The 24,557-nt window shown below is 64.5% G+C and carries 13 protein-coding genes and 2 pseudogenes; 6 read left to right on the forward strand and 9 right to left on the reverse strand.

Annotation, left to right across the window (positions count from 1 at the left end):
- The first annotated feature begins 8 nt into the window (after positions 1-8).
- Entirely contained in the window at positions 9-3,032 is a 3,024-nt protein-coding gene (gene mobF, locus DL544_RS06170; RefSeq protein WP_139726884.1) for a MobF family relaxase, read from the forward strand.
- A gap of 3 nt (positions 3,033-3,035) precedes the next feature.
- Here mobF and DL544_RS06175 read toward each other — a convergent pair whose 3' ends face one another.
- The 9 genes and pseudogenes from DL544_RS06175 to DL544_RS21630 all read right to left on the reverse strand — a co-directional run.
- Positions 3,036-3,329 carry a hypothetical protein gene (locus tag DL544_RS06175; protein WP_139726885.1) on the reverse strand — a complete coding sequence of 98 codons (294 nt, stop codon included), beginning with the start codon at positions 3,327-3,329 and terminating at the stop codon, positions 3,036-3,038.
- On the reverse strand, positions 3,326-4,141 hold the full coding sequence (locus DL544_RS06180) for a hypothetical protein (protein ID WP_139726886.1): 816 nt from the start codon (positions 4,139-4,141) through the stop codon (positions 3,326-3,328). Before DL544_RS06180 ends, DL544_RS06175 begins: the two co-directional genes overlap by 4 nt.
- Before the next feature lie 117 nt (positions 4,142-4,258).
- The gene (locus tag DL544_RS06185; RefSeq protein WP_099470569.1) at positions 4,259-4,729 is read right to left on the reverse strand and encodes a GIY-YIG nuclease family protein; all 471 of its coding nucleotides are present in this window, start codon (positions 4,727-4,729) and stop codon (positions 4,259-4,261) included.
- Positions 4,730-4,860: 131 nt separating this feature from the next.
- Positions 4,861-4,980, reverse strand: a complete 120-nt coding sequence (locus tag DL544_RS22345) for a YadA-like family protein (RefSeq protein ID WP_479692433.1) — start codon at positions 4,978-4,980, stop codon at positions 4,861-4,863.
- Positions 4,981-5,159: 179 nt separating this feature from the next.
- Positions 5,160-6,605 (reverse strand): annotated as a pseudogene (locus tag DL544_RS06190) (hypothetical protein); the annotation flags it as partial.
- Between the two features lie 13 nt (positions 6,606-6,618).
- Complete coding sequence (locus tag DL544_RS06195; RefSeq protein ID WP_050483500.1) at positions 6,619-7,374, reverse strand: M15 family metallopeptidase; 756 nt, start codon at positions 7,372-7,374, stop codon at positions 6,619-6,621.
- A 183-nt stretch (positions 7,375-7,557) separates the two neighbouring features.
- Complete coding sequence (locus tag DL544_RS06200; RefSeq protein WP_139726888.1) at positions 7,558-8,310, reverse strand: hypothetical protein; 753 nt, start codon at positions 8,308-8,310, stop codon at positions 7,558-7,560.
- 208 nt (positions 8,311-8,518) lie between these two features.
- Complete coding sequence (locus DL544_RS06205; protein WP_139726889.1) at positions 8,519-9,223, reverse strand: YaaW family protein; 705 nt, start codon at positions 9,221-9,223, stop codon at positions 8,519-8,521.
- Positions 9,224-9,887: 664 nt separating this feature from the next.
- Positions 9,888-9,998: pseudogene (locus DL544_RS21630) on the reverse strand (barstar family protein); the annotation flags it as partial.
- Positions 9,999-10,435: 437 nt separating this feature from the next.
- Between DL544_RS21630 and DL544_RS06215 the strand changes: the two are divergent.
- From DL544_RS06215 to DL544_RS21395, 5 genes are read left to right on the forward strand one after another with little or no spacing between them, the layout of a single operon-like run.
- On the forward strand, positions 10,436-12,124 hold the full coding sequence (locus tag DL544_RS06215; RefSeq protein WP_425604759.1) for a ShlB/FhaC/HecB family hemolysin secretion/activation protein: 1,689 nt from the start codon (positions 10,436-10,438) through the stop codon (positions 12,122-12,124).
- A 21-nt stretch (positions 12,125-12,145) separates the two neighbouring features.
- Positions 12,146-13,792 carry a two-partner secretion domain-containing protein gene (locus tag DL544_RS21635; RefSeq protein ID WP_255313070.1) on the forward strand — a complete coding sequence of 549 codons (1,647 nt, stop codon included), beginning with the start codon at positions 12,146-12,148 and terminating at the stop codon, positions 13,790-13,792.
- Positions 13,768-15,081, forward strand: coding sequence for a hypothetical protein (locus DL544_RS21640; protein ID WP_255313071.1), 1,314 nt, complete (start codon positions 13,768-13,770; stop codon positions 15,079-15,081). Before DL544_RS21635 ends, DL544_RS21640 begins: the two co-directional genes overlap by 25 nt.
- On the forward strand, positions 14,973-23,708 hold the full coding sequence (locus DL544_RS06220; protein ID WP_255313072.1) for a hemagglutinin repeat-containing protein: 8,736 nt from the start codon (positions 14,973-14,975) through the stop codon (positions 23,706-23,708). The genes DL544_RS21640 and DL544_RS06220 overlap by 109 nt, the downstream gene beginning before the upstream one ends.
- Positions 23,705-24,550: a hypothetical protein gene (locus DL544_RS21395; RefSeq protein WP_219997159.1), complete on the forward strand. Its 846-nt coding sequence runs from the start codon at positions 23,705-23,707 to the stop codon at positions 24,548-24,550. Before DL544_RS06220 ends, DL544_RS21395 begins: the two co-directional genes overlap by 4 nt.
- The last annotated feature ends 7 nt before the right edge of the window (positions 24,551-24,557 follow it).

Below are 24,557 nucleotides of genomic sequence, written 5' to 3' on the forward strand. Positions count from 1 at the left end.
GAGAACTCATGATCAACACCACACTGCTGAAGCGAAACGCCGGGGGAACCAAGGGTGGTTCTGCGTCGATTTACTACCTCTTGGCCCAGGAAAAGCTCTCTGAAGAAGCCGAGCAGGCAAGCATGGCCGTGGGTTACTACAGCCGCTCCGCGCCGAGCAAAGAGGCGCAATCGAAGTTCTTCGGCGGCTTGGCCCAGCACCTGGGTCTGGCAGGCGTCCGCGCCACGGAAGAGCTGATGATTCCGCTGACGGATGGATTTGACCCCAAGACCGGTCGAGCGCTATGCCACGGAGCCGGGGATCGCGGACAGGTCAAAGTCCGCTTTGATAAGACCGGCAAGGCCCCGTTGCGCGACAAAGACGGCAAGGTGGTCACGTATCTGGCCGGTGGGCATCGCATCGGCTTTGACCTGACAATCAGCGCACCGCTGGATATCTCCGTGGCGTTTGCACTGGCGTCCGATCCGGCAGAGCAAGAGGCCATCCATGCCGCGCACCGCAACGCGGTCCAGCGGGCGATGGAAGCCTTCGAAGCCATGTCCGAAACCCGGCGCAACAAGGCCGGGAAAGACGTCATTGGGGTAGGGGAGGGGGGCTTGATCTGGAGCTCCCACCACCACTACGCCGCCCGAGCCGACGAAGCGACCGGGGAGATGGGCCCGAACCTCCACACCCACAACCTGCTCTACAACCTTTCCTTGGGCAACGACGGCAAAGAGGCCAGCCTCTCTGCTGAAGAAATCTACCGCTACCGCAAAGCCATGGATGAGGTCTACAAGACCGAGCTCTACCAGGGCATGAAGGCGCTGGGCTATGGGGTGGACCGCATCCGTGAACTGGACGACGACGGCCAGGAAACCGGGCGCGTCTACGCGCGGATCGCGGGCCTGGACGAGGAGGTGACGGATCGCTATGGCAACCGCCGCAAGGAAATCCTCGCTTACGCGGCCAAGCACAACGTGTCTAATCAGCAGGCCACGTTGGCCACGCGCAAAGACAAGGACGAGCCGCCTTATCAGGAGCTCATCGCGCACTGGCAGGACACGCTGAAAGGCTTCGACGTATCCACGGAAAGCCTGAAGCAGGCCAAGGGCAACGCGCACGAAATGGAGCAAAAATCCCCGGCAGAACTGCTGGAGTGGCTCCATGAGACCGACGCCATCTTCTGCGACCACAACCTCTTGGAGGTCTTGGGCCAGGAATACTCCGGCAGCGTGACCGTGCCAGAGCTCTACGGCTTGGTTGAAGCGTTCAAGAAGGAGCACGGCCTGGTGCTGGTCAACCCCATGCGCCTGCACGACGACGACAAGGGCGACTCGCTGGCAAGGCGGCATACCCAGGAGCGCTACTGCGCCCCGTGGATGCTCCAGATCGAGCAGGAGGTGGTGGCCTTCGCGATTGAGCGAGCCAAGGAAACCCATCACCACGTGCCCCAGGCCGACGTGGACCGGGTGGTGAAAGACTACGAGAAGGCCAAGGGCCTTCAACTCTCCCAGGAGCAGCGCCACGCGTTGGACCACATCACCCAGGGCAGCGGGGGCGTGGTCAATCTTTCTGGGCTCGCCGGAACCGGTAAAACGACGATCAGTGAGTGTTTTCGGGCAGCTTACGCAACCCAAGGATTCGAGTTGCTGGGCGTCTGCGTTTCCAACGCCGCGGCCGAGAAGCTGGAGGCGGAAAGCGGCATGTCCAGCGTGAGCATGGCGCAGATGCTCCATGACCTGGACAAAAGAAAGATGCAGTTCCGCAAGACGGACGTCATTGTGGTGGATGAGGCAGGCATGGTCGATGCGCGCAACACCCACAAGCTTTTCAGCTACGCCGCCAAGGCGGGGGCGAAGGTCATCATGCAGGGCGACGTGGAACAGCTTCAGCCCATCGGAGCTGGGTCCGGCTTTCAGTTGACCAAGAGCGCGGTGGGTGATGCCAAACTCACGGAGATCCGACGCCAGGGCAAACAGGAAGACCGAGAAACCGCGTTGTCGTTCTACGCCACGGACGAAAGCGGCCAGATCATCGATCTGAAAAAGGCCAGCCGTTCCCGGGCGCAGACCCTCGACAAGGGCAACGAAATCAAGGCCCGGTTGCTCGACACCATCCGCGAAACGGCCACGGAGAAGGACGCCCGCGAGCGCATGCTGCACGAATACTTCGAAGACCCAACCCCGATGCAGGAGAAGTTGGTCATCGCCCACACCCGTGCAGACGTGGCCGCGCTCAATGCGGGCATCCGGGCTTGGTTGAAAGAGCGTGGAAAGCTGGACCAGGAAGAGGTGGTGATCGAGGCCCGGGACAAGGGGCGCAAGTTCGACTTGGCCTTGTCGAAAGGCGATCAGATCGTCTTCACCGCGAAGAACAAGGACCTGGGGGTCATCAATGGCACGCAGGCCGTGGTGGAGAACATCAAGCCCTCAAGGGCGGGCGGCTACGACATCAGCGTTTCCATTCGCTCGGAGACCAAGGCCGATGGCCGGCGATTGACGTTCAACAGCTTTGAAATGAAAGCACTGACGCATTCCTATGCCGGGACGGTTCACAAGAGCCAGGGCCAAGGCAAGCGGGAGGTCTACCACCTGGCGAACCTGGGCATGCTCGACGCCCACAGCGCCCTGGTGGCCTACACCCGACTCACGAAGGGTTCCTACCGCATGTATGCGACGTCCGATGACGTGGAGCGGTTGAACGAACGTCTGGGGCTGGAACGCCTCAAAGAGACCGTGCTGGACGCGGGACTGAAAGACGATCCGCAACGGCCGGTTGTCCAGCCCCCTGGGGCAGCTGCACGTCCCACCACTCAACGTCCAGCCTCTCAGCGAACGGGCATCCAAGGCAAGCTCGACGCGCTGCTAAAGGAACGCCAGGAACAGAAACAGGAGAGGGTGGCCCAAGCCAAAATAAGCGAAGCGGAGCGCAAGGCCCGCCAACTGCTGGAAGTGTTCAAGCAGGCTCGGCGCCAGAAGGCTCTACAACCGACGCCCAGAGTCCAGTGGCCGACCCAACAGCCCCGCCAGCGGCAGGGCTTTGGGCAGTAGCCGTCAGGCGCGGCCTTTCACGATGCGGTGCTTGAGCTGCGGGCGGACAAAGCTTGGAGGGGACGATTTGTCCAGTGGTTGCACCCGGACTTGGTAGAGGCCGCTTTCGCACTTGCGAAGGAGGTCTGCCTCGTCGGTGATCTCAAGCGTAACGTCCTTGGTGTTCCCTTGCTTTGCCAAGCGGAAAGCCACGCGTCCCGTGTCCTTGTTCTTCATCATGACGGGGACGACTTTCTTCCCATCACCGCGAACCAGGTGGAAGGTCTGGGCAAAGCGGTCATCGGTGGTGCTGGTCATCGGAACGCGGTCCTTGGAAACTGGTGCTGGGGGGGAGTCGAAGAGGCGGCGGGGCGAGCGGCCTTGGCGACGGCAATGACCGATGCGAGTGCAGTAGGCGCCACGGGCCTTGAACCAAGGGCTTGGACTGCCAGCTGCAGCTTTCGCCCCGACGTCGAACCCATGTCCCCGCCCAGCCAGTGCTTGAACTCAGCGTTGGAGGGGCTCGGATGCGCGGCGAAGACCCAGACTCGGCCCTGCGCAGTGAAGGCCACCTCGTTGATGTCCTGGTAGTCGGCGAACTGGTTGCGCATCAGGGCTTTGACGCCCTTGATGTAGGCATCCGTGGTCCCGAGCATCACGACCCTTTCGACGCTGGCAGGCAGCGGGCTCAAGTGCTGCTCCACGCAGGAGCGCATGACTTGCCGGGTGAATGCCGCGGAGACCGCCTTGGGCATGATGGTGCCGCTGGTGGTCAGCTTGCCGTCGATGTCCAACGAGAGGCCACAGCGAATCAGGGAAGCCGCACCCAGCCAACGGCTCGACGCCGAGAGCGCTTGGTCAACCGTTTCCGTTCCCAGGTCGATGCCCAGCGCATCGAGCACCTGGCGCAAGCGAGGGCGCATGCGGGCGAAGGCGACCCCATCAAAGCTGCCGGATTGAGACGCGGAGATCTGGGTGGCGCCCTTGGAGAACCCCAGCACCAAGACCTTGGGTTCGCTGGTGCCCCAATAGCCGGGATTGGCGCGGAGATGCCATCGCCCCTCAACGCGCAAATCGCTGTCGGAAGCGTGGCAGTTTCGGCAAGCCTGCCATCCATGTTGCAGTGTCATTGAAGCCCCCATGTTGTCCCTGAGGGCAGTATATGTAGGGCACGGTTCATAGGCGCGCAACCCATTTCCTTAGGCGCGTTTTAGGCGATACGATCCGTTCTCATTTGAGTTGTCGGCTCAACGACCCAGGCCCAGTGCGAGCAGGACCAGGCAGAGGATCCCGGGGTAGATAAACCACCACTTGAACACAATCCACCCCGGACTCCCGCCCACTCCCCGAGCCGGCGTGGGTGCAGCACCGGGCCAGGTGTAGCCGGCAGCCAAGGACTTTATGTAACCCGTGGTGCGGCGACGCGGATTGCGGATGATGAGGCCAGGCGGCTTGCTATAGATTCGCCAGCCATGCTGAAAGGCCTTGTAGCGCCACGCGTATTCGTGAGCCTCAGCATCGGCCTGGGTGCCCGTCATGCTCGACAGCGGGACGAACGAGAATCGGCGTCCCTGCCAGCCCCCACGAGCACTGCGGTGCTGCTGCTCGCGTTGCTTTAAATCGACGGTCTGCCCCACGTAGCAGCACCCGTTGTCAAAGAACAACCCGTAGAGATGGCGTGGGCGGGGCAGGTATTTCTGATTGCGTTTCCAGTTCAAGGGTCCTCCATCGATGGGTATACCTACATACCCATAAAAGAAAGAACCGATTCGTCAAGCCATGGCACGAACAAGGGCCCCGAAGGGCCCTTGCCGAGATACGATCACCTCCTTTTCCACCACGCAATCGTTTAGCGCCCCAAGTTGATGCTCAACCCGAAGCCGGCCACCGGCTTGTTGCCAGAGCCAAAGGACAGGCCAGCAGAAATACTGGTGCGCTCAGACACCCGAGCACCCCAGCCCACGGCCATTGCAGCACTGCCCCCGAGAATCCCACGCCCACGTTCAGGTTCACCTGGCCAACGGCCGTGCCCCCGTTCTGCGCCGCAGCGGTGGCCATCTGGCTCATCGCTCCCAGTTGGGCGCTCAAACCGTTGATCCGGCGATCCTGGTGCCGCAAACGGCGGTCCGTATCGACCCAGCGGTCATTCCACACCTGCTGCATTTCGTAGATCTGCGAACCGTTCACAGCATCCGTCGAATCGCGCTCGATGCGCCCCGGAGCCACGTTGGTCACGCGCTGGTTGCCCGCGTTGACGCCTGCGGTGGTCACTGACGCCCCGTTGGCCACGGTGAAGCCCGAACTGCTCATGGTGACCGATCCAGCGCTCACCGAACCGCTCTGGGAGAGCTGAACGTTGTCCGCCACGCCCACGGTCTGGGTGCCATCGGCGTTGTCGGTCACGGTGGTGTTGGTGCCCGCCGTGACGGTCGAGCCGCCCGTGCCGTTGCCGGCGGTTCCATCCACCCCATCGTTGCCGGCAGGCCCTTGTTCCCCTGGCTCCCCTTTCAGGCTTGCCAGCCAAACTTGTTCATTGCCTTGGAAGCCGTTGGCCAACGCCACCTCGTAAGCGCTCAACCCATCTGCGCCACGCGGGCCTGGCGTGCCCGAGCCACCGCCTGGATTCTGCTCTTGGACAGTCAAGCGACCATCAAGATCATCCATAGCGGCCTCGACAGTGTTGTAGGTGGCTCCACTACGGAACTGAAAGATGGGCGCGACAAAGTTGCCGTTGACGAACGTGGCACCGCCGCCCAGCGCTTGGGCCGCCTGACGGACCTGTCCGAGGTTTGCGACGTCGGTGTCCGAGGTGCCGGCGCGGACGTTGGTGATTCGGCGGGTGCTCTGGCCTCCGTCCTCAGAAGTGGATCCCACGCTGACTTCGTCGCTGGCCCAGCATCGGCTATGGGAGCCCAGGGCGACGCAATCTTGCGCTCGTGCTTCTGCCCCGGCGCCCAGTGCGACAGACTGGCGCGCGTCGGCGACCGTGGAGGAGCCAATGGCGACTGCATGATCCGCGTTGGCTTCTGCCAAGGTGCCCTGAGCCAACGACGAGTTGCCTCGCGACCGGCTGAAGTAGCCCAGCGACAACGAGAGGTCCCCGCTGGCTTGTGACTGGACACCAGCCGCCAAGGAATGGACGCCGGTAGCCGCGGATTGCGCTCCTAGGGCCATGGCCGCTTCGCCCCCGGCGTAGCTCAGCGTGCCTACCGCAACGGCGTTCACCGCCGTGGCATTCGCGGCTTGGCCCATCGCAATGGAGTTCGCGCCGGACGCTTGGGCATTCGTGCCCGACGCCACTGCGTTGTCTGCAGAGGCGTTGGCTTGAACACCGGTGGCGACGGCCCCGTTCCCGGAGGCATTGGCATAGGCCCCCGTTGCAGTGGCATTCGGGGCTAAGGCTTGGGCGTATTCCCCGGTCGCCGTCGAGTTGGGGTCCGAAGCCGTGGCCCCGGTCCCCGTGGCGGTTTGAGCAAACGATGGTGAGGAAAACAACGCGCCCCCCATCAAAGCCGTCAAAATCGAAATGCGAAGCGAAGCCATGAAAACCCTCCGAGTATGGATTGATACTTCATCCATAGCAGGCGATTTCATTTCCGCAAGGCGATCATCCGATCTTTTTCAATGTGTTAGGAAAGGTCGCAAAACAAACCCGACGCGGGAGCGTCCAGTTCCAGGCCATCCGGTTTTCATTGCCCCACGCCAGACACTCCGTTTCCATGCCAGCAGGACACCAGGCCGGAGCCAGCGCCCGGGCCAGCACTTCAGAAGAGGGTGTCCCGGTCACTGGAGGAAACGCGCCCGGCTTGCGTCCCTGCCGGTAGGCCCACTTGGCCTGGCCGCACTCGGCTTTCAGTTCGACGTGGGGATAGTCTTTCGGGTTGGTCCACCGGCCGCCCCAGTTCAGCCCCACGATCTCCGCCAGCTCGCCAAAGCGTTGATAGCCGGCCATTACATAGGCATCGTCCAGGTTCCAGCTCGGCTCGCCATTGACGAAAACGGCGGCATCCAATGCGAGGCCGAAGTTGTGGCAACTACTGTAGGCACCAACCGTCGTGACATTAGAAGCTGAAGCGAGTAGCGCAGCTTGCCGCTCTGGCGAACGGTAGCCCTCGACCGGGCGGACGTCGTAGCCCTCTGCTGCGAGTTGAGCTTGGACGGCTTCAACCTTTTCCCGCAGCGCTGGGGAAACCCCTTTCCACATCCTTTCACTTTTCGGATGGAAGAACCGGTAAATGGCGCCGTGCGGCTTAGGGGTTTGGTAGATCCAAGGGGTGCTGGGCTTGGGTTTGGGTTGAACGGTCGAACACCCGGCCAAGGCCAGGCAAGCCAGGATGGCGGTGATGGTAAATCGGGACTGCATGCTTTCCTCCCAGAAAGATCGTTGGATGCATTCAGGGATAGTGGATTGTATGGAAAGCGCAAGGCGAAAAAAATAAAAAGCCCCCGAGTCATCCGGGGGTGGGGGCTTAATGAGGCATGGGGAGGTAAGAAAGCATGCCTCATTAGTTAATAGCACGCATCAAATAAAAGTCAATCCAGGTGACTACGCCGCAATCACCACGATCTCTCCTGTCGTCGCCGCTTCGTTCACAGCGTCGACATCGAAGTGTTCGAGGGCGAGAAGGTCGGCCTGGTAGGTAAGGGCAGGGATGGCTTGCTGCCCCTGTTGGATGAAAGAAGTCACCTTGCTCAGCTGATCTTCGGTGATGCTGAAAGCGAACTGGCGATCCGAGGTCAAGGCCTGCACGCGGCTCCCGTTGAGTTCCTCCAGATCCTGCGCAAGGTTCCGAAGGGTTTCTTGCCCGCGCTCGCGGGCTCCCACCTTGGTCTGGATATGGGAGAGGAACAGGCCAAGGTTCACTAGGCGGTCTTGGAGAACCTGGATATCAATCAAGCGAGCTTCGTTGTTGCTTGCTGCCTTAACTGCGTGGCGCTGCAACACCAGCTTGGTGAACTGGTATTGCTCGTGGAAATCTTGGATCTTGTGCTTGAGGAGCTCCGTGTCGCCTTCCTCAAAGTGCTGTTGGCAAGCCAGGACCAGGCCGCGGAACCTCGCCTCATCCATCAGCAAGCTACGCTCGTGGGCCTCGCTCACCAGCTGAAGTGTCTGGGCTATGCCAGCGGACTGGGACTCGATTTGGCCGCTGATCTTGTTGAGCTTTCTACAAACAATGACGAAGCCTGCGGTTGTGACCGCCAGGTTCAAGCCAGCCATGGCGAGGTTTGCCATCTGCAGGGCCTGAAGTGAGCCCATGCTCTGTTGGAGGACATCAATGCCGCCCTGAAGATTGCCCATACTTTGTTGCATGGCGGCCTGCAGTTGGGAAATGCTCTGCTGGGCCTGCTGCGGGTCGCTTGGGAATACAAGGTGCGCGGCGATCTGGCCCCCTTTCCAGTTCCCGCGGCGTATCGCACCACGCCGCCAAAAACGTTCAGCTCCCCAGAAGCGACACGCGCAAGGATGTCTTGGAGCTTGGGCAGATCACGCGCCAGCTCTGCATTGATCAGAGACATGCTTTCAGCCTCTCACAATAGTGTTGGAAATCGGCGTCGATCCGCTTGCGACGAATCTTGGCGATCTGGAGAACAGCCGGGATTGTGATGCGGAATGCTGGGCCTGTGGCTTCATAGAGTGAGTATCCCGCGGCCCCAACAGCGACAGGCCCCGCGACAAACGATGCTGCACGAGCGCCCAAAGCGGATGCAAAGCCTGCGACCCCACCAGCGGAGGCCAAGCCTGTTGCCGTCCCTGCGTTTTGAACTAGTTGTTGCACCACCTTGTCGATGACCGAGTTCGGCGTGGTCTCGCCAGCGCCCTCTGCAGTTGCATCGTCGGGCGAGTATTTCCCGATGGCTCCCGCAAGGGCCAACTCTTCGAGGGCATAGACGTCGGCGCCCTCTGGGATCTTGCTACCCAGCTTTTTAGCAACGTCTTTAGCTAGCTCCGGGTATTCGACCCCGGAGGACCTGTAGGTGTTCATCAGGGTGTTGCCGCCGAAGTCGCAGAACTCCTTTTCCAGGACATCAGCAATCGACTGAAGGGCCCCTTCGGCCTTTCGCTTAACGATGAGCGCCTTGATGCCAGAATCGAGCGCGAGCCGCCCCTTGCCGTTGTCGGTGATCAAGTCAGCAAGGACATCCAGATCTTCACTGCCGGCTTGAGAAAGAAGCTCGGCCAATGGCCGGTTTCGTGGAACGCTGAAATCCATGTTTTCCCCTGTATGGGCTGCCTAGCCCGTCTGTCTCTTGGCGTTAGGGCTCGATCTACAATCGGCCCTTCGAATCGGATTCTAACCAAAGCCGCCGTAGTCTCGGTCATTGGAGTCGCATTGAAAGAGATCGGCAGTTCGGTCACTGGAAAAAGCGCGTGCAGCGCTTCTCGGCCATGAAGAGCGAGGGGCGGGCGATGATGGAAGTCGAGATGGGCTGCTCAGGGGCCGAACGGCGGCGGCGCCGTTGTCAGAATCTCGGTCAGCCCACGCGGCTGCTCAGTGTGGAAATGGTTCGTTCCCTAACGCGTCCAGCGATTGCCGCTTGGGAGTCCTTGCGAGGTCGGGACTTGACCCTAAGGAAGAGGCGATGAGCCGCGCCGCGGTTCAAGAGTCGTGTAGCGACAGTGTAGCAATGCCAGCCCTCAGTGGGCGCGGTCCCGGAAAATATCTTTCAGAAACATACGGATGCAAAGCATGCGCCCGTGATGCTTCATCAGCGGGGTATGTTCGGCGGACTTGTCTTTGGACATGGGACTCGTGGATCAGGGCATCCGGCCGCGCCGGAGGGCAGCGGCAGCGGAGCGCGTACAGGGCCGTCCATGGTAACTGCTGGGGCGCAGGGCTGCCGCCACCGGTGGCAGGCCGGTACGGCACGGAAAGGGCTCGGCCCGAGCTGCCACGCCTCGCCAGCCATGAACACGCGGTTGATCTCCGCGTACAGGCTGGCGATGTCATCGATGGCGGCGCCTTCAATCTGTAGGACGATGGTCATGCGCCGACTGTAGCGTGACCCGCGCGCAGGGCGTGTGCGGCTGAACGGAATCGCTTTGCGGGCGTGGGCCGTGCACCGCATACTTCGCGGCTGCACTTCGCTGCACGGCTGTCGTGCAGCAGCATGCGCCGCTTTGCAGGCACGAGGCGAACGCTCGTTCCGCAACCTGCCAGCGCTTTGCCGCGAGCCTTTGCACCGGGCTGACGCGCGCCCACCGGAAATTCATCCTTCAGAAACTCCCGCGCCGGCCGATCTGTACTCCGGCATTGCGCCTGTCGCGCGATGCCGTGGCTGTCCATGGTGGCGCAGCCTCGGTTCACGTTCCTGCAGCACCGCGGCTGGCACCGCGGGCGCTGGCAGGACGATTTCGAATGGAACGTAGCGTGGAAACAGGGAAGAAGCACCCGGGGCCGAGGCTCCATCGTGGTTGGTCATTGATGCTCGCCGTTGCCGCATGGCCGGCGACCGCCCAGCAGGCCGGTGATCCCGCCGCGCAGGAACTGCTGCGGCAGCAGGAGCGCGAACGCGTGCTGCGCGAGCAGCAGGAACAACGCCCCGACGTCCGCCTGGAGCGGGACGCGCAGAAGGAGGGCGACCGCCTGCCGGCGCGGGAGCACCCGTGCGTACGCATCGATCGCATCGTGCTGGAAGGCGAAGACAGCCAGCGCTTCGGCTGGGCACTGGCGGCGGCCGACCCGACGGACGATCCGGCTACTGGCCGTTGCCTGGGAACCGAAGGCATCAACGTGGTGATGAAGCGTGTGCAGAACGCGATCATCGCCCGTGGCTATGTCACCACGCGCGTGCTGTCGGCACCGCAGGACCTCAACCAGGGCACGCTGGCGTTGTCGGTGGTGCCGGGCCGCTTCCGCGAGGCCGTGTTCTCCGATCCGCAGGGACGGCATCCGGCCCTCGCCAATGTACTGCCGATCCGCAGCGGCGGCCTGCTCAACCTGCGTGACATCGAGCAGGGCCTGGAGAACCTGCAGCGCGTGCCCACCGTCAGCGCCGACATCAAGATCGCGCCGGCCGACGGCGAGGGCGCGGCGCCGGGCCAGAGCGACCTGCAGATCGACTGGACGCAGCGCTCGCCGGTGCGCGCCAGCGTCACCCTGGACGATGCCGGCAGCCGCGGCACCGGCAAGCTGCAGGCCAACGCGACGCTGTCGCTGGACAATCCGCTGGGCCTGAACGAGCTGTTCTACGTCAGTGCGGGCCGTGGCGTGTTCAACGGCCGCGGCAAGGACACCGACAGCTGGACCGCGCACTACGACGTGCCCTACGGCTACTGGCTGTTCGGTGCTACTGCCAGCGCCTACGACTACAGCCAGAACGTGGTCGGCGCCTTTGAACGCTATGAGTACAGCGGCCACAGCCGCAACGCCGAAGCGCGGGTGGACCGGCTGCTGCTGCGCAATGCCAAGGTCAAGTTCAGTGCCTACGCACGCGGCTGGCAGCGCGAGTCGAAGAACTACATCGACGATACCGAGATCGAAGTGCAGCGCCGCCGCACCGCTGGCTGGGAACTGGGCCTGACCCACAAGCAGTTCATCGGCACTGCCACGCTCGATGCCAGCGTGGCCTACCGGCGTGGCACGGGCGCCTTCCACGCACTGCGTTCGCCGGAAGAGATGGCGCAGTTGTGGGACCCGACGTTGCCGCTGGAAGGCACCTCGCGGATGAAGCTGATCACCGCCGACGCGCAGTTCAGCGTGCCGTTCCAGCTGGGCAGGCAGCGCCTGCGCTACACCGCCGCATGGCGGGCGCAGTGGAACCGCACACCGCTCTCGCCACAGGATCGCTTCGCCATCGGTGGCCGCTATACCGTGCGCGGTTTCGACGGTGAAAGTTCGCTCAGTGGCGAGCGTGGCTGGTCGCTGCGCAACGATCTTTCGCTCGGTATCGGGGGCGGCCAGGAGTTCTACGTGGCTGCCGACTACGGCCGCATTGGCGGCCCATCCGCGCAGTGGCAGTCCGGCCATGACCTGGCCGGCATGGCACTGGGCCTGCGCGGCGGCTGGCAGCAGCTTTCCTGGGATGGCTTCGTGGGTTCGGCGCTGCACAAACCCGCCCATTTCCCCACCGACTACACCACATTCGGCTTCAGCCTGGCCTGGCGCTACTGATCCGCCACAAGGACACGTGACATGAACACTATCTATCGTCTGGTTTTCAACCGCGCGCTGCGCGTCTGGCAGGTGGCTTCGGAGCTGGTGAAGGGCGGCGGTGGCCTGGTCGGCCATGTGCCGGGCCGGCAGAGCGCCGCGCTGTCGCCGCTGGGCTTCGCACTGATGTGCTCACTGGGCTGGGTCAGCCTGGGAACGCCTGCGCTGGCGCAGTCCGATGCGCGCATCATTTCCGATCCGAATGCGCCGGGCCGTGAACGGCCGACGATGGTGACCGCACCCAATGGCGTGCCGATGGTGAACATCACCACGCCGTCGGCGGCGGGTGTGTCGCGCAACCGCTATTCGCAGTTCGACGTGGGCCGCGATGGCGTCATCCTCAACAACGCCCGCGGCCAGGTGCAGACGCAGCTGGGCGGCTGGGTGCAGGGCAACCCGTGGCTCGCCACCGGCAGTGCACGGATCATCCTCAATGAAGTGAATGGTCCGGTCAGCCGGCTCAACGGCTATGTGGAAGTGGCCGGGCAGCGCGCCGAAGTGATCATTGCCAACCCGGCCGGGATCCAGGTCAATGGCGGCGGTTTCCTCAATGCCAGCCGGGTGACCCTGACCACCGGCACGCCGATGTTCACGGGTGCAGGCGCACTTGAGGGCTATCGGGTCACCGGTGGCGCGATCCAGATCGATGGCGATGGCCTGGACACCAGCCGTGCCGATTACACCGACCTGATCACCCGTTCGTTGCAGGTCAACGCCGGCATCTGGGCCAACCAGCTGCAGGCGACGCTGGGCAACAACGTAGTCAGTGCCGACCACAGCCAGGCCAGCGCGACCGCGGCCAGCGGCGAGGCGCCGGCCTTCGCGCTGGACGTTGGTGCGCTGGGCGGCATGTTCGCCAACAAGATCTGGCTGGTCGGCAATGAGCACGGCGTGGGCGTGCGCAATGCCGGCAGCATTGGCGCACAGGCCGGCGAGCTGGTGGTGACGGTGGATGGCCGGCTGGAAAACATCGGCGCCCTGCAGTCGCGGCAGAACGTGCGCGTGCAGGCCGGTGGCGATCTTGCCAATGGCGGCACCATCGCCGCCACGCGCGAAGTTGCGATCACCGCCGGTGGCACGCTGGACAACAGCAACGGCACGCTCAATGCACAGCGCCTGCAGCTGCAGGCGCAGGGGTTGCGCAACCATGGCGGCGCCATTGAACAGACCGGTGTGCAAGCGCTGGCACTCAAGGCCGACGCAGCCAGCAACCGTAGCAATGGCCTGTTGGGTGCACTGGATGCCATGGCATCAAGTGGTAACGGGAGCAGCGCTGGCAGCGGCGCGTCGCCCGGCAGTGGCGGTGGAACACCCGGAACCGGCACGCCGGGAACGCCGGGAACCGGAGGCGGCAATGGGGGCTCGGCGGGCACGCCGACGTCGCCGGAGCTGCCCCTGGCCGAGGGCCTGATCGCCATCGCCGGTACGCTGGACAACGACGGCGGCAGCATCAGCAACGGCGGCTCGGTGTCACTGGCCGCACGCAACGGTCTCGACAACAGCGGCGGTCGCCTGGGCGTGAGCGCGCTGCAGGCTGGGGGGAGCTGCGCAATGACGGCGGCACGCTGCAGGTGCATGGCGATGCCGCGCTGCAGGTGGGCCTGTTGTCGAACCAGAAGGGTGCGCTGAGCGTGGCCGGCGACCTGTCGCTGGATGCGCAGGCGCTCGACAACCGCGGTGGTGAACTGCGCCACGCCGGCAAGGCGGCATCGTCGTGGACGGTGCAGGGCCTGTTCAACAACGACGGTGGCCTGCTGGCCACCAATGCCACGCGGCTTGCATTGCGCGCAGGCCAGGTCGGCAATGCGGGAGGCCGCATCGAACATGCCGGTGGCGGTGGTCTCGCGTTGGATACGGGCGACTGGGCCGGCAGCGGTGGGCGACTGAGTACCCTGGGCCGCCTGCAATGGTCGGTCGGCAACGCCGATCTGCGCAACGGTTCGCTCAGTGCGGCCGGGTTCGAGATCCTGGCCGCGACGCTGGACAACCGGGGCGGCAGCCTGCTGTCGCTGGGTAGCGGGGCCAGTTCGGTGAAGGCCACGACGCTGGACAACAGTGCCCGCGGCACGTTGGCCGGCAACGGCGATCTGGCACTGGTCGCGACCACGCTGGACAACAGCAACGGCCTGGTTCAGCAGGCTGGCACCGGCATCCTGAGCGTGCAGGCCGATACGTTGCGTGGCAGCGAAGGGCGTCTGCTCAGCAACGGCGCGCTGGTGCTGTCCGGCGGCGAGCTGGACGTGAGTGGTGGCACGACATCGGCGCAGAGTGTGCAGATCCACGCCGGGGCACTGCGCAACCGCCAGGGCCAGATCGTCTCGCAGGGTGTCTCGGCGCTGGCGCTGGACGTGCGCGATGCGTTCGACAATCAGGGCGGCCAGATCGTCGGCAACGGCGGCCTGCGCATCGACGCCGGTCGCATCGACAACCAGAAGGGCACGCTGCAGTCGGCCGGCACGCAGGGTGTGGCGCTGACGGTGCGCGACTCCCTGGACAACACGGGCGGCGCGATATCCGGCAATGGCCAGGTGCAGCTGCAGGTTGGCAGCCTGCTCAACCAGGGCGGCAAGGTGCTGGCCGCAGGCAGTGGTGCGCTGCAGGTGCTGGCCCGCGAGCTGCTGGACAACAGCAACGGTGGCCGATTGGCCGGTACTGGTGATGTGCAGCTGCAGGCAGCGCGCCTGGACAACCGCGGCGGCGCGATCGAACACGCGGGCAGAGGCACCTTGCAGATCCGGGCCGACAGCCTGCAGGGCGCGGCGGGCCGGATCCTCAGCCAGTCGTCGCTGACGCTGGAAGGGGCGAGCTTGTGCTCGGCGCCGGCAGCGTTACCCAGGCCGAGCGCACCGCCATCGATGCGCAGCGCCTGGACAATGCCGGCGGCAGCCTCAGTGCGACTGGCAGCGAGGCGCTGCTAGTGCGTGTGGCGCAGGCATTGGACAACAGCGGCGGCACGATCGCCGGCAACGGCGCGCTGGATGTTCAGGCCGGTGAACTGATCAACCGCAAGGGCACGCTCAGCGGTGCCGGAACGGCTGACAGCACGCTGCAGATCGTCGCTGCGCTGGACAACCACGAAGGCACGATCGCCAGCAACGCCAATCGCCTGACGGTCACTTCCGCACGGCTGGACAACAGTGGCGGCAGCATCCGCCAGGCCGGCAACCAGGGCCTGGACATCACCACCGGCCGCCTGGACGGCAGCAAGGGCACGCTGGTCTCCTCGGCCACGCTGACCCTGCGTGCTGGCGACGTGGATCATCGTGACGCGACGCTGGGCGCCGATCGCCTCGACCTTGAGGCAACCACGCTCGACAACGCCGGTGGCCGCATCATCGCCAGCGGCGAAGGCGCCAGTCGCATCAAGGCCACGACGCTGGGCAATGCCGGTGGCACGCTGGCCAGCAATGGCGACCTGGCCCTGCTGGCACAGGTGCTGGACAACCGTGCAGGCAGGATCCAGCACGCGGGGAGCGGCCAGCTGCAGGTCTCGGCGAAGACCCTGCTGGGCAACGGCGGCAGCGTGCTCAGCAATGGCAGCTTCGCGCTGGACGGCGCCAACCTCGATCTGACCGCGGCAACCGCGTCGGCGCGCCGCGTCGACATCACCGCCGATACCCTGACCACCGCCGGTGGCACGCTCACCGCAACCGGTGAAGACGCGCTGCGCCTGCGCGTACAGGGTGTGCTGGACAATCGCGGCGGTTCGCTGGCCAGCAATGGCGCGCTGGCTGTCACCGCGCAGCAGCTGATCAATGCACAGGGCACGCTGCAGGGGGCAGGCGCGGGTCACTCCACGCTGGCGATCGGCCAGGCGCTGGACAACCAGAAGGGCCGCATCCTGCTCGGCGGTGCCGGCACGGTCACCGCGGCCAGCCTCGGCAACCAGGGCGGCACCGTGCATGCGGGCGGCAGCGCGCTGGTGCTGAGCGTTGAGGGTCGTCTCGACAATGGCGAGCAGGGCCTGCTGTCCAGCACCGGCACCGTGACCCTGGACGCCGGCAGTCTCGACAACCGCCACGGCACCCTGGTCGCTGGCAAGGACCTGACGGTGACCACGGCGGCAGGCGTGGACAACAGCGACGGCGCGATGCAGGCCGGCGAACGGCTGCAGTTGCAGGGCAACGGCCTGCTCAACCAGCGCGGCACGCTGCTGGGCGGCCAGCTGGACATCGATACCCGCGGCCAGCGGCTGGACAACCGCGCCGGCACGCTGGGCACGCAGAAGGGCGCGCTGAGCGTTCGCAGTGGCGCGATGGACAACCAGGGCGGCCGCGTGCAGTCGGCGGCCGACCTGGCCATCAACACGGCCGGGCAGGACATCGACAACCGCGCCACCGCCGGCAGCGGTGGATTGCTGGCGGCAGGGAAGCTGCAGCTGGATGGTGGCGTGCTGGACAACCGTGGCGGCGCAGTCAATGCACAAGGCGATGCGCGCTTGCTGCTGGCCCGCGTCGACAACAGTTCCGGTGGAACACTTGCCAGCGCCGCGAATCTGTCGCTGCAGGCGGCGAGCCTGGCCAATGCCAGTGGTCGCGTGCAGGCCGGGCGCAACCTCGACCTGACCCTGGGCGGGCACCTGGACAACGCCGACGGCGCGATCGCGGCCGGCCAGCTGCTGACCCTCACGGCCGCCAGCGTGGACAACCGCAACACCCGTGGCGGCGACGGCACGCGTGGCCTGCAGGCGGGCCAGCTGCAGTTCGGTGCACATTGGCTGGACAACAGCCAGGGCCAGGTCGTCACTGATGGCGGTGCGCGGCTGCAGATCAACGGCCAGCTGCAGAACACCGGCGGCGTGATCAGCACCGGAGGCAACCTGGACAGCCAGGCGGACACCGTCGCCAACAGCGGCGGCCTGCTGCGCGCCGATGGCAGCCAGACCCTGGTCGCACGTGCGCTCAGCGAAGACGGCCAGGTGCATGCGCAGCGGGACCTCGGCCTCATCCTGCAGCAGGGCATGCGCCATCGTGGCGAATGGATCGCCAACGGTACGCTGTCGCTGAACCTGTCCGGCGACCTCGACAACCAGGGTGTGGTGCGCGGTGGCAACCTCGACCTCAACGCCCAGAACATCACCAATGCCGCGTCAGGCGAGATCTCCAGCCAGGGCACGACCCACCTCAACGCCCGTGGCCAGCTGACCAACCGCGGCCTGATCGATGGCGCGTTGACCCACCTGGAGGCCGGCGAAATCGACAATCTCGGCACCGGGCGCATCTACGGTGATCGCGTGGCGATCTCCACCGGCGTGCTGAAGAACCGCGCCGAAGAGGCCGGTGGTGCCACCCGCGTCGGCACCGTGGCCGCACGCGAGCGGCTGGACCTGGGCGTGCGCGAGCTGCAGAACACCGGCAAGGGCCTGATCTACAGCGGCGGTGATGCGGCCATCGGCGGCACGCTGAGTGCCGATCGCATCGCCAGCGGCATTGCCGGGCGGATCGACAACATCAGCTCGGTCATCGATGTGAGCGGCAACCTGTCCATCGATGCGCAGGTGGTCAACAACATCCGCGAGAACGTGGCGATCGCCCCGACCCAGGTCAAGACCATCGACACTACCGTCAACATGATGGTGGCGGCGTGGCAGAAGAACTCGAAGAACACCGCAGGCACGGTCAGCGATACCAGCAATTACAAGGCCTGGGAGTTCTACTACATCGCGCCGGAAGACGTGCTGCAGGACGAGCCCTACATTGCGCCGGACGGCACCCGCCTGGGCAAGGCGGTGGTTCGCTTGACCGCGAGCACCTCGCGCTTCTTCTTCGGCTCTGGTGGATTGGGCTATGACGTGCGCGGTGAGCGCTGGCGCATGGATCCGGTCAACGGCACCGTCACGATCTACTACGTGAGCAAGGGCACTGCCGCCAATCCGGACCAGGTGCCGGGCGGCGATCCGTTCGACGTGCTCAAGTCGAAGGAGAAGTTCACCTACCAGAACGACCGCCTGACGTTCTCCAGCGCCTACGGCACCTGCAGCACTACCTGCATCCAGTTCATCACCCCGGCGTCGTTGAGCAATCCCGATGCGACCATCGTCGGTCGCCGCCAGCACACGCAGGAACACGGCCTCAATGAAGAAAAGCGCGTTGCCCACCACGTGGCCCATGAGGACCAGCTGCAGCCCGGTGCCGGTGCCGATGCGGTGATCCGTTCCGGCGGCAACATGCGCCTGTCGGTGGACGAGCTGAACAACCGCTACGCGCAGATTGCTGCGGGCGGCAATCTGCAGATCGTCGGTCACGGCGCCGACAGCCGTGTCAGTAACGTCGGTCTCGAACTGTTCCGCACGCATACCTTCAACAACACCTCCATCGCCTACGACGGCACCCGAACGCAATGGACCGCCGAGCCCATCTCCGAAAAGATCGGCCAGCTGGGGGGCCAGATTACCGCCAACGGCACGTTGAGCATCGACGTCGGTGACCTGAGCAACCTCAACCAGGGACGGAACGCGCCGAACGTGCAGAACGGTTCGGCCATGGCCAACCTCAACGTGCAGGGGCCCACGGCGCTGCCGGATGGGCCGGGTCATGGCGGTGCGCAGGGGCCGGGCCAGTCCGCCGGCACCGGTGCCGAACGCGCGCTGGCACAGGCGGCCGATGGTGCCAGTACCCAGCAAGCTAGCAGCGTCGGCGGCGTGAGCGGCAACACCGGTACGTCCGGGCCGCGCGTGGTCGCAGCCAGTGGAGGATCGCCGGATCGCATCGCGATGGGTGCACCGGACACGCGCGCGCCGAGCGCCAGCCTGTTCAACGTCAATCCCAACGGCGGCCACTATCTGGTCGAGACCGATCCGCGCTTCACCGACCACAAGACCTGGCTGAGTTCGGACCACCTGCTGGGCCAGATGGGCTACTCGCCTGATACCGTGCAGAAGCGGCTGGGTGACGGCTACTACGAGCAGAAGCTGGTGCGTGAGCAGATCGGCCAGTTGACCGGTCGCCGCTTCCTCGACGGCTACGCCAGCGACGAGGCGCAGTACCGTGCGCTGCTGGAGGCCGGTGCCACGGTGGCCAGCGAATGGGGGCTGCGCCCCGGCGTGGCGCTCACCGAAGCACAGATGGCACAGCTGACCAGTGACATCGTCTGGCTGGTCGAGCAGACCGTCACCCTGGCCGATGGCAGCACCACCACCGCGCTGGTGCCGCAGGTCTACCTGCGCCTGCGCCCGGGCGACCTGGACGGCAACGGTGCACTGCTGGCCGGCGCCAATGTCGATATCAAACTGGGCAATGGCCTGGTCAACACCGGCAACATCGCCGGGCGCAAGCTGGTGACCATCGATGCCGGCAACATCGAGCATCTGGGCGGCAGCATTTCCGGCCAGTACGTCGGGCTGTCGTCGGACAAGGACATCCGTGTTGTCGGTGCCGCCGTGACGGCCACCGATGCGCTGTCGGTCAAGGCTGCGGGCAATGTCACGGTGGCCTCCACGGTGGAGACACAGCAGGGCGGTGGCACCTACCAGTACGAGACCAACCGCATTGATCGGGTCGCCGGTCTGTATGTAACCAATCCCAGTGGCGACGGCATGCTGTCGGTGGTGGCCGGTGGTGACATCAGCCTGCAGGCCGCACAGATCCGCAACGCCGGCGCCGACGGTCTGACCCAGCTGGCCGCAGGCGGCACTCTGGATGTTGGCGCGATTGCGCTGGAGGAACGCCGCGACGCCACCTTCGATGAACGCAACCATCAGCGCAGCAGCAGGACGACACACGCTGCCACGTCAGTGCAGGGCGCTGGCGATGTGGTGCTGGCGGCCGGCAAGGACATCAAACTGGCAGCCGCGCAGATCAGGGCGGCGGGCGGTCTGGCCTTGCAGGCCGGTGGGGACATCAACAGCCAGGCGCTGGTGGACAGCGAGAGCCGCGATTTCTCCAGTGCGGGCAAGCGCAGCTCGCTGCAGGTCAGCCAGAGTGATGAGACGGTGCGGGGCAGTACATTGCAGGCCGGGGACAATCTGCTGCTGAACGCGGGCCGGGACGTGAACCTGACGGCTGCGTTGGTCGACAGCAATGACGGCGCGGTAAGCGTTGCCGCTGGCCGCGACGTCAACCTGCTCTCGGCCAACGAGACGCACGACTACAGCCTGGACAGCTACGACAAGAAAAAGAAGACGCTCTCCAGTACCACCACCACGCGCAGCGTCGACGCGAGCGACAGCTATGCCATCGGCACGGCGATCCAGGGCGAGCGTATCAACATCACGGCTGGACGCGATCTGACTGCGGTAGGTGTGGTGGTCGATGCTACCGGCAACGTGGTCCTGGGGGCTGGCAACAATGTGCTGATCACTGCCGCCGAGGACCATCACAGCAGTGAGTCCAGCGAGAGCAAAAAGAAATCCGGCGTTACCGGAGGCTTCGGCAACGGCGTGGCATCGGTCGGCTACAGCAGCGCGAAGAACAGCAGCACCCGCGCCGAGCAATCCACCACCCAGGTGGGATCGGCGATCGCCTCGCGCGACGGCAATGTGCTGATCAATGCTGGAAACACACTGACGATCGAGGCGTCGGACGTCGCCGCAGGCGAGAACCTGACACTGGTGGGCAAGGAGATTGCGCTGCTGGCGCGACAGGACACCACGGACAGCCAATCCAGCCAGGCCAGCAAGTCCAGCGGCTTCTCGGTGGGCGTGACCTACGACCCGACCAAGGCCTACCGCAGCGCCCGCGATTCGACCACCGACGGCATGGCCGACAGTGGCTCGGCGATGGGGCGGATCACCCGCACCGCTGAAGGCGCAGCCTCTGGCCTGCGTGCGGCCACCACGTCGACCGTGGTGACTGCCGGCAGCCAGCGCGCCAACAGCGAGCAGAGCCATTCGACCAGTGATGCCCGCGTCAGCCAGTTGGCTGCAGGCGGCGATCTCACGTTGTTTGCCAACGGCGGCTCGATCCTCAGCCAGGGCACACAGATGTCTGCCGAGGGCAACGCTGTGCTGCTGGCCACCAAGGACATCGTGTTCGACGTGGCCCACAACACCGAGCGCAGCGACAGCAGCAGCCGCGGCAAGGGCTGGGGCTTTGCCAACAACACCAGCGGCCTGCCGTTCGGTACCAACAACGCGCAGAGCCAGGGCAGCGGCAGCAGTGACACCATCACTGGCACGCAGCTGTCCGTTGGCGGCGGCGTGCGCATGGCCACCACCGAAGGCAACATCAGCCTGACCGCAGCCAACATCGCCGCCGAGAAGGACGTCAGCATCCGTGCGGCCGGCGATCTGCTGGTGCGCAGCGGGCAGGATACGGTTAGCAACGCCAATACGTCCGACAGCAAGGCGATCGGCACGGTACAGATATCGGATACAGAGAAGTTCTCCGGCTGGCACCGCGAGCAGCACCAGGACGACAGCGCGCAGGTGTCACAGGTGGCCAGCAGCATCGGCAGCCTGGGCGGCAGCGTGAACCTGACCGCCGGGGGCAAGTACACGCAGACGGCCAGCAACGTGGTGGCCGCCAAGGACGTGAACATCACCGCCGCCGAGATCGAGTTGCTGACCGCGGACGAAAGTGGTCACTACTCGCAGAGCGACAAGGACCTGAAGATCGGCGTGTTCGCGCGGGTGAAGTCGCCGTTGATCGACCTGATCAACAACGTGGACGCGGCCCGTCAGTCCGATGATCGCCTGCAGAAGATGCAGGGCATGGCAGCGGGCGCCAACGCGTACCAGGCAGCCAGTGCGATCTCGGCGCTGTCCGGCCGAGGCGGCAGTGGCGAACTGTTCCGTGCTGAAGCAGGCATCGGCTTCAAGACCGCCAACAGCAGTGCCGATGGCAGCAGCAGGGTGTCGCGTGGTTCCACCATTCAGGGCGGCGGCAACGTCAACCTCACTAGCACCCAGGGCGACATCCATGTGGTGCAGGGCAACCTGAGTGCAGGCAACACGCTCAGCCTGGATTCGGCCGGCGACATTCTGCTGGAAGCAGGCAAGGCGCATGTGGCAGACCGCAGCAAGAGCAGCAATGCCGGCGCCGAAGTGGGCGTTGGCGTCTCTGTAGGGGCGCAGACGGGCGTGTATGTGTATGCCGAAGCCAGCGTGGGCAGCAGCAAGGCGAACTCGGACAGCAATACCTGGCAGAACACCACGCTGACCGGCCAGAACATCTCGCTGAAGGCCGAGGGTGACACCACGTTGCGCGGCGCGACCGCCACGGCTGACCGCATCGACGTCAAGACCGGCGGCACGCTGACCATCGAATCGCTGCAGGACATTGCCGAGAGCATGTCCAGGAACAGCCAGGTGGGCGGCCGCGTACAGGTGTCGTTCGGTACCGCGTGGAATGCCGACGGGTATGCCAGCGCAGGCAAGGCCAGCGGCAGCTATCAGGGTGTCGGCCAGCAGAGCGGCCTGTTTGCCGGCAATGGCGGCTACCACGTCGATGCCGGCCACGTGAACCTGGTGGGCGGCGCGATTGCCAGCACTCATGCGGGCAACAGTGAACTGACTGCGGGCTCGCTGACGTTCACCGACCTGCAGAACCACATGAACTACACGGCCAGCTCCGGCAGCATCAGTGGTGGTGCGGGCGGGCAGATGGATGGCTGGGCGCCCAAGCCGGGAACCGCCGCACCGCGAGGTGGTCCGGGCCTGCCGATGATGGAGAAGGGCAGCGACAGCAGCTCCACCCTTGCCACCTTGACCGAGGGCAACATCACCATCGGTGGCAAGCAGACGTCGGCGGCCGAGCTGGGCATCAACACCGACGCCAGTGGAGCGCATCGTGCGCTGGATGCATTGCCGGACGCGAACAAGTTGCTGGCTGACCAGCAGGCGATGGCGGCTGCGGCGGGGACGGTGATGGCCACCAGCCAGCAGATTGCCTGGGATATTGGCAGTGCGGATGCGAAGAAGATCACGGACAAGTATCGGGAGCCGATGAGTCCCGAAGAGAAACGGGCATTCGACGCGCTTCTTCCCGATGAGCAGTTCAAGCGCCTGGTCGCGTTCGATGCAACCTACCCCGATGCGCTCGCTACCCAGCAAAAGTGGGCCCCGGATGGCGTCTATGGCCGCGCGCTCGGCGCAGTGACCAGCGCGTTGGTCGGTGGTGTTGAAGGGCTGGGACTGGGTCAGCTGGGTTCCAACGCGCTGGCGCCGTATGCGGCTGAACTGATCGGCAAGACGTTTGACCCGAACAAGCAGAGTGCTGTACCTAGCGAGGCCATGCAGATGCTGTCGCACGCGCTGCTGGGCGCGCTGTTGGCAGAGGCCAATGGTGGCAAGGCGGGGAGTGGGGCGTTGGCGGCCGGTGGTGGTGAGTTGGCGGCGAAGTTCCTGACGGACAAGTTGTTCGGCGGGGACCCTTCGAACCTCAGCCCACAGGAAAGGGAAACAGTGCTGGCGCTGTCACAGGCGGTGGGAGCTCTGGCGGGCGGGTTGTCGGGGCAGGATCTGGCTGGGATCGCGTTGAATGCGGGGATTGCCAAGAATTCGGTTGAGAACAACTGGCTTAGTAAGCAGGAAATCGCACTCATGGAGTCCGAGCGGGCCGCGTGTGGCGGTAAGGGGGAGATGTCCAAGCCTGTAAGGACTCCGTGACACGTGCGTATGACGAGCTGAACGCAGAGCGAGATCGTGAGCTGCTTGCGTACGGTGCTGCTGTTGAGCTGAGTATGCGCTCCTATCCAGCGACTTCAGAGGACGACTGGAAGCACGAGTGGGCGACTCGTGTCGATCGATACTGGGAACAGTACGGTGTTGCGGTTGAGGACAGGGTCGCTGGACCCACGCCGGGAGCGGACGCAGCATTTGCTTATCGTCAGCTTAAAAATGACGCCCTCGCTTCGGCTATGACAGCCGTCGGAGAGATCATGGACAAGGGTCTCGATCGATGGTTTATGGACAAGAGTCGGCGAAACCTCGAGGCAACTTTGGAGGGTCTTTCTTCGACATTGAGCTTGATGCGGGGCTATGTATCATCTCTTCACCCTGACATCTACATGCAGGGTGCCATCGATCAATCGTCGGTCATGACGAAGACCGAAGAGATGGCTGCTTACCTTGCGATCTTGTCACGAGGGGCAGATAGGGGATTGGGAGCATTGCGGGGCAGCTGGGGCATCAAAAGCCCCGGCATGGGTTCGGCTGTTTCCGGAACCAAGGGTGTAATCAAGGCGAGCGAGACCATTGGCCAGCCAGTTGAGGCTGTTATTGGTGGCCGAAAGAGGTTGTTGCGAGTGGATATCGAGCCCAATGGTAAGCTTCAAATACAATCCGGCGGGGGCAAGGACTCAATCGTAGACTTCCGTCCAGACCTTTCATTGCCGCTAGCCCCGCAGATAGACAAAGCATTCAAGCGATTGCCGCAATCAGCGAGGGATCAGTTGGTTAAAAACGCCGAAAAGGGGCTGCGACGTCTTCAGGAAACGGGAAATATGTGATGGGAAC

It is taken from the genome of Stenotrophomonas sp. pho, from assembly GCF_006228405.1.
GTDB classification, from domain to species: Bacteria; Pseudomonadota; Gammaproteobacteria; order Xanthomonadales; family Xanthomonadaceae; genus Stenotrophomonas; species Stenotrophomonas sepilia.